The following is a 14,135-nucleotide window of genomic DNA, read 5'->3' as shown; positions in this document are numbered from 1 at the left end:
AACTACCTCCTTCTCAATTGAGTTGTTGACACAAAAAAAGACAATGCAAAATCAAAAAAGTTCCCATTCAAACATCGTCAGCAGACTCAAAATCGTCTTGCCGAACAGCAGTTTCAGCGCTATCAGCCCGCTCCCCGGCGATGTACCGGTTCCCGCCCGCCCATTCGCCCAAATCGATTAACTTGCACCGCGCGCTGCAAAACGGGCGATTGGGGTTCTCTTGACGCCATTCGACGGGCTTACCGCACTGAGGACAGTTGACCCACATAGGCTCAAAACAAACAACAAGTTAGCTGGAAAGGCACATCAGTGCTGGTCTGTTTAGGTTTTTCGAAAAATTCGAGCTCCATAAAGCGCACCGTAAACCGGTGTTTACCGCCGCTGATTTCCGCATAATAAGGCAAATTGCGCTCTAGCCCGACGCGGATCATCTGAAACGGCAAAGAGCGATCCAGATTCTGCTGGAAAAACCCCGCCTGCGCGTACTCTTGGGTAGGCACAGCGCTTTTGCGGATGGTATCTAAAACAAAGGCGATGCTTTCTTCCACGGGGATGAGCGGTTCCAACCACAAAGAAAGATCTTGCTGACGATGAGCAGCCGGTTGCTGCAGCCAAAAATGATACCCGGGCAGATCAAAGCAGCAAGTCCCCCCAGGAATCGCGCTTCTTTGCAGGACGCTTTTGAACAAACCGCAGTCGAGCAGCTGCACGCCCAATTTGCCGTTCACCTCGCGCAAACGCTGGCTCAAAAAATCTATCTTGTCTACGATGACTTGCAATTTTTCTCGATCGATCCCCTGGCTACGGGCAAGACGGGCGAGCACCTTTTGGTGGCGCTCGAGCTCCTTTAACAACTCGGAGCGCACATCGCTGCGGCTGAAGATAGTAAAAGCCTCTAAAAGCGCCTGGACAGCGACTCGACTGTCCCATTCTGCAGTCCCTTGCGCAAAGTAATTGATTTGAGTGAACAAATGCTCAAGACGGATAAAGGTCCGCATTCGCTCATTGAGCGGAAACTCGTAAACAATCAGACCGTTCTTCAAGGATGAGTCCGCCAGCGGTTACAAAACGCAGCTATGTATTGTAGTGCGTTTTAGCCCCTTCTGCATCCGGGCCAGAGCAAGCCAGAAAAGGGTTCATCGAGCAGGCGTGGTGTCAGCCTGCGCTGCCGCCTGGGAGACCTGGTCTGCATCCTCTAGGAACTGGACAAAAGGTCTTCTTTGATCAGGAATAAAACGCTGGCAAAGACTTGCAGCAGCACCCCCAGGATCGATAGAGCGAACCAACCGAGAACCACAAATCCCCAATGCAAAGACGCTGCGAAAACTTCTTCCATGAACCAAAAGGTATGCCCCCATTCGTTCAGACCCACGTTCGGCAGGATCATGAAAGGACCTACCACCAACATCAAGTAAGGGATGGACAAGCCTTTGACGAAATAGGGCAACCGGGTTTTGGCGTACAAAAATGCGCCTCCGCCAGTGATGATATAGATGGGATAAGAGAGATAGAAAACGACGATGTGGCTGGGCGTAAAATCGGTATCGCGGATCACCGTCTGATGCCAGGTCGCGTCCTGCTCGGTGAAAAAACTCAACCCCCAGTACAAAGCCCAAGCGTAGGCGGCCAGCCAGACCAGATGCGTCAGGTTGCGCCGCAACTCTTCGTCCAAGGCCATCGGTGCCAAGCTGCGGTCCAGCTTCATGCTGAGCAATTGCTTAAGGGCTTTGCCCCGGACTCTCTCCAACACCGCCTCCCGATCCAAAAGATGCATCCAATACTCCTCCAACTGGCGATCCCGCGTCTTCCATAACCAGCCCCACAAAAGAGCCGCCACGGCAGCCTCCAAGGCGAGCTCCGCATACAGGAAGTTCATCCAATAAAACTCAAACTCGGGGGCAAACGCATCCAATCCCTTAGACCACCCGTAAATCGCTTGATACCCACGCGCCCCCAGATAAATCACGCTCAGGCCCACCAGCGCCAACACTAGATTCTTCCACCTGAATACAGGCAGTCCCCGATTCAGCCTTGGATCGACAACGACGGAGACTTCGGTTTGCGGCCGCATTGTTTCCCGATCTCCCAAATTTAACGAAATGCGATTAAGACACGCAAAGCAAGAAAAAAATCCTCCTTAAATAACCTTAAGAACTACTAGGGAGATGTCGTCGTGAAAGGATTTACTCTGGCAAAAAGCCTCCAGCTGGCAGAGGATGGCATCGATGATGCTTTGCGGCGACTCCTGGGCGTGGGCCGTGAAAACCTCCCATAACCTGGAGGTGCCGAAAAATTCTCCGGCTTGGTTCTGCGCTTCGGTGACACCGTCGGTATAAAGGAGGAGTACGTCTCCCCGCTCCAAAACAAGCCGCTTTTGTTCGAAGGTCACGCCTTTTTTAACTCCGAGGACAAGGCCCTCGGTGTCCAACTCCAAGCTTTTGCCCTGGTGCAGCAGCATCGGGCAGTTGTGACCGGCGTTGGCGTAGGTAAGCTGGCGGGTAGTTGGATGGTATTGGGCATAAAACATCGTGATGAACAAGTCGGCCCGATTTAAGTCCTCGAACAAAAGGTCGTTTAGAACCGCAAGCGTTTCTGCCGCTTTGTCCGTCGAACCCATTTTCTCCTTCAGTCGTCGGTGCGTCTCCATCTTTAAAGTACTGCGGGTTTCAGCCATGATCATAGCCGCTCCGACCGAATGCCCGGAGACGTCGGCGATCACGATATCGACAGTATCTTGCGTACTGAAATAATCGAAATAATCCCCGCCTACGTGGAAAGCCGGCAGGCAAAAACCGGCCACCCAAATCCCTTCTGCGCGCAACGGCGCTCGCGGGAGCAAAGACAATTGGATCTGCTTGGCGATCTCCAGCTCGTGGCGCTGCTCTTCCACGCGCCGAAGCTCGGTGACGTCCGTCTGGACACCCACGAAATGGGTCAGTTTCCCGTTCTCGTCTCGAACTGGGGAAATCAACAGTTCATTCCAAAACGGCGTGCCGTCCTTGCGGTAATTTTTTAAGGTCAGATGGCAGTCGCGGCCTTCTTTAAGGGCCGCTCGGATTTCTGCAATCGCCTCCGAGTCGGTATCTGGGCCTTGCAGGAAGCGCGGGTTTTTGCCGAGCAACTCTTCCAAGCTATACCCGGTGATCCGCAGAAACGCCGGATTGGCATAAATAATGGGATTGTCTGGCTTGAGGGCATCGGTAATGAGGATGCCGACGCTGGAGGCCTCGATGGCACGATCGCGTAAGCGCAGCGCGTCTTCGAATCGCTTGCGCTCGGTAACGTCGCGGTCTACCCCGCGCCACTTGATCACTTTGCCCCGCTTGTCCAAGATGGGAGCGCCGCTGGATTCGGTGAAGACTTCGTGGCCGTCTTTGTGTTGGTAGCGGTTGATGATGGCGCGGAAAGCTCCATCCTTGACCAGCGTTTTAGCTGTCGGCTCGATGCGTCGGCGGTCCTCTGGGGTAAATAACTCATAGTAGTATTTGCCGATAATTTCCTCTGGGCGATAGCCTAAGATCTCGCTGACTGCAGCGCTAGAATACAGGTAGCGACCCTCCCCGTCCTGCTCCCAGATCCACTCGCCGGCCATGTCGGCAATCTGGCGAAACCGAGACTCGCTTTCCCGCAGCGCCATCTCCGCGCGTTTGCTTTCGGTAATGTCTTCGATCATAGCGACGGCCAATTGGAGCTCGCCGCCGACCCCATAGACCCCGGAGACGATCTTGCGCGCCCACAAGAGTTCCCCATCGCGCCGGATAAAGCGTTTTTCCAGTTTGTAGTGAGCGTGTTTGCCCTCCACCAATTCTCTGAAATGCTCAAGGCTGATTTCCCGATCTTCAGGATACGTGAAGTCAAATAAGGTCTTGCCGTGGAGTTCATGGCCGGGGTAGCCAAGCATCTGCGCAAGCGCCAGATTGCTCTCTCTCACCCTGCCCTTCTTATCCAGCAAGGCCATGCCGATGCCCGCCCTTTCAAAGACCACGCGAAACCGCGCTTCGCTGTCTCGCAAAGCCATTTCGGCCAGCCTGCGCTCGGCGATCTCCGCCTCCAGGGTTTCCCCAACCGCCGCCAATTCGGCGAGGTGTTTGTGGGCTTTGCTCTCCAGCGCCTTATAAGCTTCACGCAATTCCGCCACCGCCTCGCCGTAGCCCTGCAGAACTTGAGCGAGGGGGATAAAAGCTCGGTCTAGAAGGTCTTTCCCAGCAGGTAAAAGCGCTGCCACCAGCTGATGGTGTACAAGCGCCAAAGCCTTGAGGTCAATAGGGCTTGCTGCCGCCTCGCGACCGATTTGATAGGCGCGCTTTAGCGCCTGGTCTTCGGCCCCGGCGAGGAAGTCTTTAAGCGCCGCTTGGTATTGCTCAACCCAAGCCGGCTCCATGTCCGTCACCGCACCCATTTTTTCATGATCACCGTCGTTCCCTTCCCGGGCTCGGAGCGGATTTCAAATTCGTCCATCAGTCGCTTAGCAGTAGCCAAGCCAAAGCCAGATCTACCGCTGGTAGAGTAGCCTTCCTGCCCGGCGCGCTCGAGGTTTGCAATACCCGGTCCTTGATCGCGAGCGGTGATCACGATCCCCAAAGCGCCGTCTCCTCTTTCGGCTGTACTCAAGATAATCTCGCCCCTGCCGGCATATTGGATGATGTTGAGCGCGATCTCCGAAATCGCCATGGCGATGAACATCTTCTCAACCGACCAAAAACCCAACTTCTCGGCAAGCTCCCGCCCCAGCTTGCGGGCAGTTAAGATATCCGCCTCCGAGGCAATGGGAATACGCACCTCTTCGGTCCCCACCGCTTCTTCGCGCCCTGGATAAGTTAGACTCATAAACCGATTCCGACTGGCTCGCTCTATTTTCTTAACCCCTTCAACGCATCCGGAAGGTCGGGGCGCTTTATTGTCGGTCGATTAATCCGCTTCGTCCATCCTGGAAGGACCCAAATCGAAGGACCCAAATCGCAAAGGCAGCTGCCCTTGTGCGTAGCCTGCCGTTGGCTTGAGAGGATTGGGCTTACGGCTTAGGAGTTACCTTAAGCAACACGCCGAAGGCGGGATGGTCAAAATAGTGGACCTCGTCGAACCGTATTGGTCGTTTTTCATGCAGGCGATAGACCGCGCCGTCGGCGGCGCGGTATTCTATGTCTACGCCTGCGTAAAGAGAACCATCGCGTTCTAGGCGGACGGTCCCTGCTATTCCCTCGCCGCGGACTCGGTAAGGTGCGGACTCGGCCGGCTGGACCCAAGCGAGGTGCAAACGGGGACGCAGGCTCGGCGCGCGGCGCAGCTGCTCGTAAGCGGCGGAGAGGGTAGATTGGTTCTCTGGCAAAGGAAGCGGTTCGCGCATCTCATCCGGCCAGGCAAACGGCGGCAGACCGGTTAGATCCTCGTCGGTGTCTAGCGGCTGGGTAAAGACGATGACCGCCACCTGATACTCGGTCGGCGTCTCGGCTGCCTCGACCCCTAGGGCCAATAACAGCAGGACGACAAACCTTAGACAAAAGAGCGCTTCACTCGGCTTTGCCCAACGCTTCACGCCCGGACGGACTTAAGGCAGTTTGATCTTGCCGCTAAAACCAGGAGCCTTCAGGTCCGTTGGTATCCCGCCTTTGGGAATGACCAAGGAGCTGGCCTGTTCCTGCTGCAGGCGCCTGAGTTCTTCCAGCGTTTCCTTAAGCCCCTGCTCTGCCGCCTGGGCGTATTTGGCAATCGCCTCGCGCAGGGTTTTGGCCTCAATCTCAAAGCTCAATGGCAAGCTCCCCAGCGGGGTCAACACGGTGGCTTGGCCCAAGAAGACCGGATCACGGCTGGGATCGGGCAAACCCTCGCCGGTCACGGGGATGAGCTGCTTGATCGTACCGGTTTTGAGGTCGGTATAGACCTCCTCTCGGTACAGATGTTCTGGATCCATCTGAACGGTGTCTTCGCGCATGGACTGATCCTCGGTATTGATCGCTGATCGCCAATCTTACCCTATCTTAGGCAGCTAAGTTAAGCCGAAAGCCGGTCTAAAAGCTGGCTGACGAACGCGATGCGTTCGGCAGGCGCGTCCAAAAAGCTCTGAAAGCGCAGCTTGTCTGCCCCATCGAAGCGAAAGACCTTAGGCTCTGCCTGCACGACGTGGATCAACTTGGCCACGTCGATGCTAGGGTTGGATCCAAACACTATCCTGCCGCCGGCTTGGGAAGCCTCGATTTTGGCGATGCCAAGCCGTTCCGCCTTGAGTTTGAGTTCGGCCAAGGCAAACAGATGCCTGACCGGTTCCGGCAAAGGGCCAAAGCGGTCGATCATTTCCGCTTTGAGATCCTCTAGGACTTCGGCATCGCGCGCGCTGGCAATGCGCTTATACAGCACCAGACGGGAATGCACGTCGGGCAAATAAGCGTCCGGAATCAGAGCCGGCAGGCGCAGGTCGATTTCGACTTGGGTCGCTTGCGCGTCAAAATCGATTTCCCGGCCTTCCTTGAGGGCGGCGACTGCCCGCTGCAAAAGCTCGGCATAAAGGGCAAAGCCGATTTCCTGAATCTGACCGCTCTGCTCGTCTCCTAACAGTTCGCCGGCGCCGCGGATTTCCAAGTCATAAGAAGAAATCAAAAATCCTGCCCCCAGTTCGCCGCACGCTTGGATGGCTTCCAAGCGCTTGATCGCATCGGCGGTCATCAGCGATCTGGGCGGCACGATCAGGTACGCGTAAGCGCGGTGATGGGAGCGCCCGACCCGCCCGCGGAGTTGGTGCAGTTGCGCCAGGCCGAATAGATCCGCGCGGTTGATCAAAATGGTGTTGGCGCTGGGCACATCGATGCCGCTTTCGATGATCGTGGTGCACAACAACACGTTAAAGCGCTGGTGGTAGAAATCCAGCATGATCCTCTCCAGCTCGCGCTCCGACATTTGGCCATGCGCGACGCGTAGACGCACCTCGGGCACCAGACGTTTTATCTCCTCGGCCAGCCGCGCCAGATCCTCGATCTTATTGTGAACAAAATAGACCTGGCCCCCGCGCTTGATTTCGCGCAGGATCGCTTCTTGAATCAAAGCGTCGACCCACGGCGTGACAAACGTTTGAATCGAATGCCGACCTTGCGGCGGGCTGGCGATTATCGAGATTTCCCTAAGGCCGCTCAAGGACATGCTCAAAGTGCGTGGAATGGGCGTGGCCGTCAAGGTCAAAAGGTCCACTTCGCTGCGCAGGCGCTTGAAGTGTTCTTTCTGGCGCACGCCGAAGCGATGTTCCTCATCGATGATGACCAGCCCCAAGTCTTTGTATTTCACTTCGCGCTGGAGCAGCTTGTGGGTGCCGATCAAGACGTCCACCTTGCCGGCGGCGGTGTCCCTTAAGATCTCAAACTGTTTTTTAGGCGGGACAAAGCGCGACAAGACCTCGATCCGAACCGGCCAATCGGCGAAACGGTCGCAGAAATTCCTATGGTGTTGCTGGGCGAGCAACGTGGTAGGCACCAACACCGCCACCTGCTTGCCGTTTTGAACCGCGACGAAAGCCGCGCGCATCGCCACTTCCGTCTTGCCGAAACCGACGTCGCCGCAAATCACCCGATCCATGGGTTGAGGAGCCTGCAGGTCGGCAAGAACCGCGGCAATGGCGGCGGCCTGGTCGGGGGTTTCCTCAAAAGGAAAAGCCGCGGCAAAAGCGGCATAGGCAGCTTCGTCTAGCCGAAACGCATAGCCCTTGGCCGCCGCGCGGCGGGCAGCAATTTCAAGCAATTCTGCGGCGACATCGCGGATCTTTGCCTGGGCCTTGCGTTTGGCTTTTTCCCACTGCTCGCCGCCGAGCCGGTGCAGAGGCGCGGTTTGGCCGTCGGCGCCGAGGTAGCGGCTGATCAAGTGCAGCGAAGAAACCGGCACATATAGTTTGTCGCCGCCGGCGTATTCTAGAGCCAAAAACTCCCCTTCCACCCCCCCGACTTCCAGCCGCTCCAGCCCCAAGTAGCGGCCCACCCCATGATCACGGTGAACGACCGGCGCGCCGACAGTGAGTTCTTGCAAATCCGCAATGAGGTTCTCGATCCCTTGGCCGCCAGCGCGCCTGAGGCTTTGGCGGACCTTTTCCCCCGACAGCAGAGTTTCCGGGATCACCGCCAGCGGCGGGTCGCGGCTCCATAGCCCCTGCTCCAAGGGGGCAACAGTCAGACCCAAAGTCGGGCGGCGGTCAAGAAACTCCTGCCAATCCGCCACCGGCTGCAGATGCAGGCCGAGTTTGCCCAGAGTCTCCTCCAACACAGTACGCCGGCCCGGGCTTTCGGCACAGAACAGCACCGGCCCTTGAACCTGCTTAAGAAACTCAAGCAGCGCCTGGGCCGGTTGTTTTTTCTGCGGCTGAAGATTGAGCTCCGGCAGGGAAGCCAAGGCGAATTCGACCCGATACGCGCTTTCCTCGGCGGCGCTTAGATAAATACGCGGATAGCCGTGCACGCGCTCGGCCAATTCCTGCGGGGTCAGATACAGGGTTGGCGGCGGCAGCGGAGGACGGTCGAAATCGCCGGCGCGCAGCCGATAGCGTTCTTCCACCTCGGCAAAAAACGCGCGGGCAGTCTTAAAGTCGGCTTGCAAGATCAGAGTGGTCGTTGCCGGGGGAAGATAGTCGAATAAAGTTTCGGTGCGCTCTAGAAACAAGGGCAAATAGGATTCCACTCCGCCGGGGAAAAATCCACGGCTTATGTCCTGATAAAGCGCGCTGCTATTAGGCAAATCCGGAAACGCCGCGCGAAAAGCGCGGCGGAATCGCTTGATGCCGGCGTCATCGGTGGGAAATTCGCGCGCCGGATACAATTCAAAAGCGTGGATTTTGGCCAGCGAGCGTTGGCTTTCCGGATCGAAGGTGCGGATGGACTCAATCTCTTCGTCGAACAGCTCGATCCGAATCGGCTTATCGTAGCCTTGCGGGAACAGATCGAGGATCGCGCCGCGCACGGTGAACTCGCCGTGCTGCTGAACCTGGGGAACGAATCGATAGCCCGCCTGTTCCAGCCGGGTTCGGAACGCAGCCCAATCCAGCCGGTCTCCTATTTTCAGGGAAAAGCTTTGGGCCAAAAGATGCTCGCGCGGCGCCAAGCGTTGCATGAGCGTGGCAATAGGCGCAATCAGCACCCCGCACTGGGTTTGGGGCAACTGAACCAAAGTGCGCAGGCGTTGGGAGACGATTTCCGGCAAAGGCGAGAACACGTCGTAGGGCAAAGTCTCCCAGTCCGGGAAATGCAATACCTGAGCCCGCTTACCCAAGAAGAAAACGATGGCTTGCTCGATCTGAGCCGCGCTGCGGCTCGTGTCGGTGACCACCACGTACAGGCGGGGGGCGGTCTTTAGGGCGCGGGCAATCGCCAGAGCTTGCGCGGCGCCGTCCAGTCCATGCCAGCTGAGCGGGCGATCGGGGCTATCGGGAGTTGGCGGTCGGAGCAAAAGCGATGCTTTTGGGGTAATCTGCTGGGCGCTATTTTTCATGGACAAATCGAGAAAAAACCAAACGATTTTCTTTAATGCGGTTTTTCTACCGTCAATCCTAAAGACAACCAGGCTTGCATGCCGCCGCGGTACCACTTAAGCTTCTCGGCCGGATAACCTTGGGCAAGCAACCTTTGAATTGCTTCATAAGAATCGGGATTCCAATAGCCATTGCAAAACAACACGAGGGTCTTAGCCTGAGTATAATCCCAGCGCTCGCCGATTTTCCTTGCTCCCAGGCGTTTTTCCAAGAGTTCAGCGAAACCCGCGCTAAGCTTTGCAGTTGGTAAATTGCGGGCCAAAGGAATCGTCCCGCGCTGATACCATTCAGGCAAACGGGTATCGATAATCAAGACCTGAGGATCGGACGCAGCCTGTTTTAAAAATTCGATCAATTCCAATTCTCCTAGCGTTTCAACTCCAGGCGCGGCCGTGACCGGTTGAATGCAAAACGGCGGACAAGGACGCGAGGTTTTATCAAAAGGGGGTTCGATGGCATGCATCGGATCTTGTTCGCGTTGGATCACTACCGTGCGGGTAGGGGTTCGAATTTCGACGCGCGGAACGTTTTGGGTAAGGTTTACCAATTCGGACGGTGTTTTAGGCGACTTGGCGCTCGCAAGATGAATTGAAAATACGCCGACTAGCGCGGTTGTATAAGCCAATCTCATAGATACCGATCATTTAATTCAAAAAGCAAATAAGCTATACTAAATTGGTTTTTAATCCGCGTTGAGGAATGACTTTGAATTATGCAAATCGGAAATCAACTGCAAGCGCTTTCTCCTGAAGAACTACAGCGCGTCATCGAAGAAGCCCAGCGGGCGCTCGAACTGAAACGGAAGCAAAAACGGGAAGAGATTATTCGCCAAATCCGGGAATTGGCCGCGCAGGCCGGCCTCGAAGTCGAAATTCGCGCCAAATCTAAAGCCGAAACCAAACCTTCCCAGAGGGGGGCTCGGCTTCCCCCCAAATACCGCCATCCCACGGATCGCTCCTTGACCTGGACCGGCCGCGGACAAATGCCGCGTTGGCTTAGGGAGTTGGTCGCCCAAGGTCACGATCGGGAAGAATTCCGCATCGCCACCTGAACCCTTTCAATCCAAAAAACGCCGCGTTAGATCCGCATACGCATCGATCCGTCGGTCGCGCAGAAACGGCCAGATCCGGCGGATCGTTTCACTCCTGGCCCGCTCCAGACGCGCGCACACTACTTTTTCTTCGTCGGCCCCGGCGCGAGCAATCCACTCCCCTTGAGGTCCTACGATGAAACTGTTCCCCCAGAAATGAATGCCGGCGGTCTGAGCGCTCGGGGCCGGTTCTAAGCCGATCCGGTTGCAAACCAAAACCGGCAAGCCGTTGGCCACCGCGTGGGCGCGTTGGATCAATTGCCAAGCTTCCAGCTGGCGGTGTTTCTCCGCCTCCTCGGCGCGCGGATCCCAACCGATGGCGGTGGGATAGAGCAACACTTCCGCGCCCGCCAACGCCATCAGGCGCGCCGCCTCTGGATACCATTGGTCCCAGCATACCAACACCCCGAGTTTGCCCACGCTGGTGGCGATGGGTGCAAACCCGAGGTCGCCGGGGGTGAAATAAAATTTCTCGTAATACCCTGGATCGTCGGGGATATGCATCTTGCGGTATTTTCCCGCAAGCGAGCCATCCCGTTCCAAGACCACCGCGGTATTGTGGTACAAGCCGCAAGCCCGCTTCTCAAACAGCGAACCGACGATGACCACCTTGAGTTCATCGGCCAAAGCGGCTAAAAAATCGGTGGTTGGTCCCGGTATCGGCTCGGCCAGATCGAAATAGGCAGGGTCTACGGTCTGGCAAAAATAGGGCAGGCTATGGAGTTCCGGCAGCAAGATCAAATCGGCCCCTTGCGCTTTGGCTGCGCGGATGGCGCGCTCGGACCGGCTCAGATTCTCCTGGCGGGTACCGTTGCAGGGCTGCTGGATCAGGGCAACATTCAGGTAGTCTGGCATCGGGCTTTCTCAAAACGTAAATAAGGATATTGCATGGTCATACAATGCAGGCTGCCGTACTGATAAATCAGCGCGCGCGCTGGGATGGCGACGATCTCCCGCTCTGGGAAAGCCAATTTCAGCTGAGTTAAGGCCTCGGCATCGGCTGGGTCGTCGTAGACCGGAACCAGCACCGCCCCGTTGATGATTAAAAAATTGGCGTAGGAAGCCGGCAGGCGCCGATCGTCCGCATCGCGGATAGGGCGCGGCAACGGCAGCGGAATCAGGCGATAAGGCCCGCCTGTGGCCGTCTCAAAACGCTCAAGCTGCGCCGCCATGGCGCGCAGCGGTTGGTAATGGGAATCGCGCCGATCCGCGCAGGATTGATAAACGATAGCCGCAGGCGAGCAGAATCGCGCCAGGGTATCGATGTGGGCGTCGGTATCGTCGCCTTCTAGGTAACCGTAATCGAGCCACAGAAATCGCTCAAACCCCAGGTGTTCCGTCAAAATCGCCTCCGCCCGCTCGGGATCGGGGTTGCGGTTGGGATTCTGGATCGAGCTTCGAGTGGCGAGCAAGGTCCCAAGGCCGTCGGTTTCGACGCTCCCTCCTTCCAATACCCACTCGACCCGACGGTAGGGAACCGCGCCGAACACGCCCTGCCGGTACAGGTTCCCGCCTAAAGCGTCGTCCTCTTGCGCAGGGTATTTGCCGCCCCAGCCGTTAAAGCGGAAATCGACCAGACCGCAGCGCCCGCCTTGAACCACCGTCAAAGGCGCCGTATCGCGCACCCAGGTGTCGCGGTAGGCGGCCTCGACAAACCCGATGCGCGCGGCGAAGGCCGCGTGGCGATTCAAAACCGCCTCGATCCTGGCGCGATGCGCCGCGTCCCGGCAGACGATCACCACGCCCTGACGCTGGCTGATCGCGGCTACGGTCAGCGCGTAAGTGCGCTCCACCGCCTCTAGCCACGGAGCAAAATCGCCCTGCGGATGGGGCCAGGCAAGGAGCACGAACGCCTGCGGCGCCCACTCAGGTAGCAGAATTACTCGGTCCATCGCAACATCTCCTCGGCGTGAGCGAGGGTTTGGGCGGTGATTTTGATCCCTCCGAGCATCCTCGCGATCTCGCGCTTGCGATCCTCCCCGGTCAAACAAAAGACTTGGGTTTGCGTCTCGCGACCGTCGGTGCGCTTAGTTACCCAATGGTGGCAATGAGCTTGGGCAGCCACTTGGGGAAGATGAGTCACACACAAGACCTGCTGCTGCGCGCCCAGTTCCCGCAAATGCCGGCCGACGACTTCCGCCACGCCGCCACCGATGCCGCTGTCGACTTCGTCAAAGACCAGCGTAGGCACCGCGCGGGCCTCGCTGCAAGCGACCTGAATCGCCAAGCTCAGGCGCGACAGCTCGCCGCCCGAGGCGACTTTTGCCAGCGGCCTTAAAGGCTGGCCGGGATTGGTGGTAACCAGAAATTCGACGCGATCCAGACCCTCCGGCCGAGGTTCGGCTTCAGGTTCGGTGTGGACCTCGATCGCAAATTGCCCGTGGGGCATGCCCAGCTTGCGCATCAACTCGGTGATACGCGCCGCCAACCCTTCGGCACAGGCGCGGCGGCGTGCGCTCAGCTCAGCCGCCAGCTCCCGGTAGCGGCCTTCCAATCTTTCGGCTTGGCGCTTTAGCTCTGCGATCTGCGCCTCTTGGCCGGTCAGATCGGCCAGTTCAGCGCGCATCTGGGCTAGGCGATTTGGCAAGGATTCGGGGGCGACTCGATGTTTGCGCGCCAATTCGTAAAAGGCGCTAAGCTGCTGCTCCAACGTCTGCAAGCGGGCAGGATCGGCTTCCAGCTGCCCCAGGCGTTGGCGCAGCCTGGAACCGGCTTCTTCCAGTTGAATCCGGGCGCTGTCCACAAGTTCCGCCACTTCTTTGAATTCCGGCGCGAATTCGCTAAGGGACGCAAGTTCCCGCGCGACCTGATCGACTAAGTCCAAGGCGGCAGGTTCGGCGTCATACAGCTTATGCAGCTGCGCCTGGACCCCAGCCACGATCTTGTCCAGATTGGCAAGGCGGGTATGCTCTTCGAGCAAGGCGTTAAAGTCCAAGGTCTCGACCGCCGCCGCCTCCAATTCCCGGATCTGGTAGCACAGGAACTCTTCCCGCAAAGCTTGGTCTTTGGCGTTCTGGTACAGCTTGCCCAACCGCTCGCGGCAGGCATGCCAGGTGCGGTAAAGCTCGGCAAGTTGAGCCAACCGCTCTTGATGGCCGGCGTGCAGGTCGAGGAGCTGGCGCTGAGCGGGCGGCTGGCGCAGGCGCAGATGGGCGTGCTGACCGTGAATCTCCACCAGGTGCTGCCCTAAGGCCTGAAGGGCTTTGAGGCTAACCGGGCGGTCGTTGATGAAGGCCCGGTGTTGGCCCTTGCCGGCGACGGTCCGGCGGATCAGGCAGGTCGTGCCTTCCTCGAGCGCATTGTCTTTAAGCCACTGGCGAGCGGTGGGAGCGCGGGTGAGATCGAATTCCAAGATCACCTCCGCCCGCTCGGCGCCGTCCCTGACCAGGTCGGCATCGGCGCGCCCGCCCAAGCCCAGTTCCAAGGCAGTCAGCAGGATCGACTTGCCTGCGCCGGTTTCGCCCGTCAGGGCGGTAAAGCCAGGCGACCATTCCAGATCCAAATGTTTGACGACCGCAAGGTCGCGGATGCTCAGGCAGGTCAGCATAGGAG

The 14,135-nt window shown here is 57.8% G+C and carries 13 protein-coding genes; 1 reads left to right on the top strand and 12 read right to left on the bottom strand.

Annotated features, from left to right (window positions below):
* Positions 1-67 precede the first annotated feature (67 nt).
* From ACYQ3M_RS11150 to ACYQ3M_RS11110, 9 genes are all read right to left on the bottom strand, one after another.
* Positions 68-268, bottom strand: a complete 201-nt coding sequence (locus ACYQ3M_RS11150; RefSeq protein WP_460036159.1) for a DNA gyrase inhibitor YacG — start codon at positions 266-268, stop codon at positions 68-70.
* 4 nt (positions 269-272) lie between these two features.
* On the bottom strand, positions 273-1,043 hold the full coding sequence (gene zapD, locus ACYQ3M_RS11145) for a cell division protein ZapD (protein WP_460036158.1): 771 nt from the start codon (positions 1,041-1,043) through the stop codon (positions 273-275).
* A gap of 152 nt (positions 1,044-1,195) precedes the next feature.
* On the bottom strand, positions 1,196-2,071 hold the full coding sequence (locus tag ACYQ3M_RS11140; protein WP_460036157.1) for a methane monooxygenase/ammonia monooxygenase subunit C: 876 nt from the start codon (positions 2,069-2,071) through the stop codon (positions 1,196-1,198).
* A gap of 66 nt (positions 2,072-2,137) precedes the next feature.
* On the bottom strand, positions 2,138-4,399 hold the full coding sequence (locus tag ACYQ3M_RS11135; RefSeq protein ID WP_460036156.1) for a PAS domain S-box protein: 2,262 nt from the start codon (positions 4,397-4,399) through the stop codon (positions 2,138-2,140).
* On the bottom strand, positions 4,387-4,827 hold the full coding sequence (locus ACYQ3M_RS11130) for an anti-sigma regulatory factor (RefSeq protein WP_460036155.1): 441 nt from the start codon (positions 4,825-4,827) through the stop codon (positions 4,387-4,389). The genes ACYQ3M_RS11135 and ACYQ3M_RS11130 overlap by 13 nt, the downstream gene beginning before the upstream one ends.
* A gap of 184 nt (positions 4,828-5,011) precedes the next feature.
* Positions 5,012-5,533, bottom strand: a complete 522-nt coding sequence (locus ACYQ3M_RS11125; RefSeq protein ID WP_460036154.1) for a CsiV family protein — start codon at positions 5,531-5,533, stop codon at positions 5,012-5,014.
* A 12-nt stretch (positions 5,534-5,545) separates the two neighbouring features.
* On the bottom strand, positions 5,546-5,929 hold the full coding sequence (locus ACYQ3M_RS11120; RefSeq protein ID WP_460036153.1) for a hypothetical protein: 384 nt from the start codon (positions 5,927-5,929) through the stop codon (positions 5,546-5,548).
* Positions 5,930-5,988: 59 nt separating this feature from the next.
* The gene (gene mfd, locus ACYQ3M_RS11115; protein WP_460036152.1) at positions 5,989-9,453 is read right to left on the bottom strand and encodes a transcription-repair coupling factor; all 3,465 of its coding nucleotides are present in this window, start codon (positions 9,451-9,453) and stop codon (positions 5,989-5,991) included.
* 32 nt (positions 9,454-9,485) lie between these two features.
* Positions 9,486-9,956 carry a rhodanese-like domain-containing protein gene (locus tag ACYQ3M_RS11110; protein ID WP_460036151.1) on the bottom strand — a complete coding sequence of 157 codons (471 nt, stop codon included), beginning with the start codon at positions 9,954-9,956 and terminating at the stop codon, positions 9,486-9,488.
* A gap of 249 nt (positions 9,957-10,205) precedes the next feature.
* Between ACYQ3M_RS11110 and ACYQ3M_RS11105 the strand changes: the two genes are divergently transcribed.
* The gene (locus tag ACYQ3M_RS11105; RefSeq protein ID WP_460036150.1) at positions 10,206-10,544 is read left to right on the top strand and encodes an H-NS histone family protein; all 339 of its coding nucleotides are present in this window, start codon (positions 10,206-10,208) and stop codon (positions 10,542-10,544) included.
* Positions 10,545-10,550: 6 nt separating this feature from the next.
* Here ACYQ3M_RS11105 and ACYQ3M_RS11100 read toward each other — a convergent pair whose 3' ends face one another.
* Genes ACYQ3M_RS11100 through recN form a run of 3 tightly spaced genes read right to left on the bottom strand, consistent with a single transcriptional unit; the run spans position 10,551 to position 14,130 of the window.
* A complete protein-coding gene (locus ACYQ3M_RS11100; RefSeq protein WP_460036149.1) occupies positions 10,551-11,438 on the bottom strand; it encodes a carbon-nitrogen hydrolase in 888 nt (295 codons plus the stop codon).
* Entirely contained in the window at positions 11,423-12,475 is a 1,053-nt protein-coding gene (locus ACYQ3M_RS11095; protein WP_460036148.1) for an agmatine deiminase family protein, read from the bottom strand. The genes ACYQ3M_RS11100 and ACYQ3M_RS11095 overlap by 16 nt, the downstream gene beginning before the upstream one ends.
* Entirely contained in the window at positions 12,463-14,130 is a 1,668-nt protein-coding gene (recN, locus tag ACYQ3M_RS11090; RefSeq protein ID WP_460036160.1) for a DNA repair protein RecN, read from the bottom strand. The genes ACYQ3M_RS11095 and recN overlap by 13 nt, the downstream gene beginning before the upstream one ends.
* Positions 14,131-14,135 lie beyond the last annotated feature (5 nt).

It is taken from the genome of Methylothermus subterraneus, from assembly GCF_054656915.1.
Note: the sequence above shows the minus strand (reverse complement) of the source record. Positions and strands in the feature narration are given on the sequence as shown.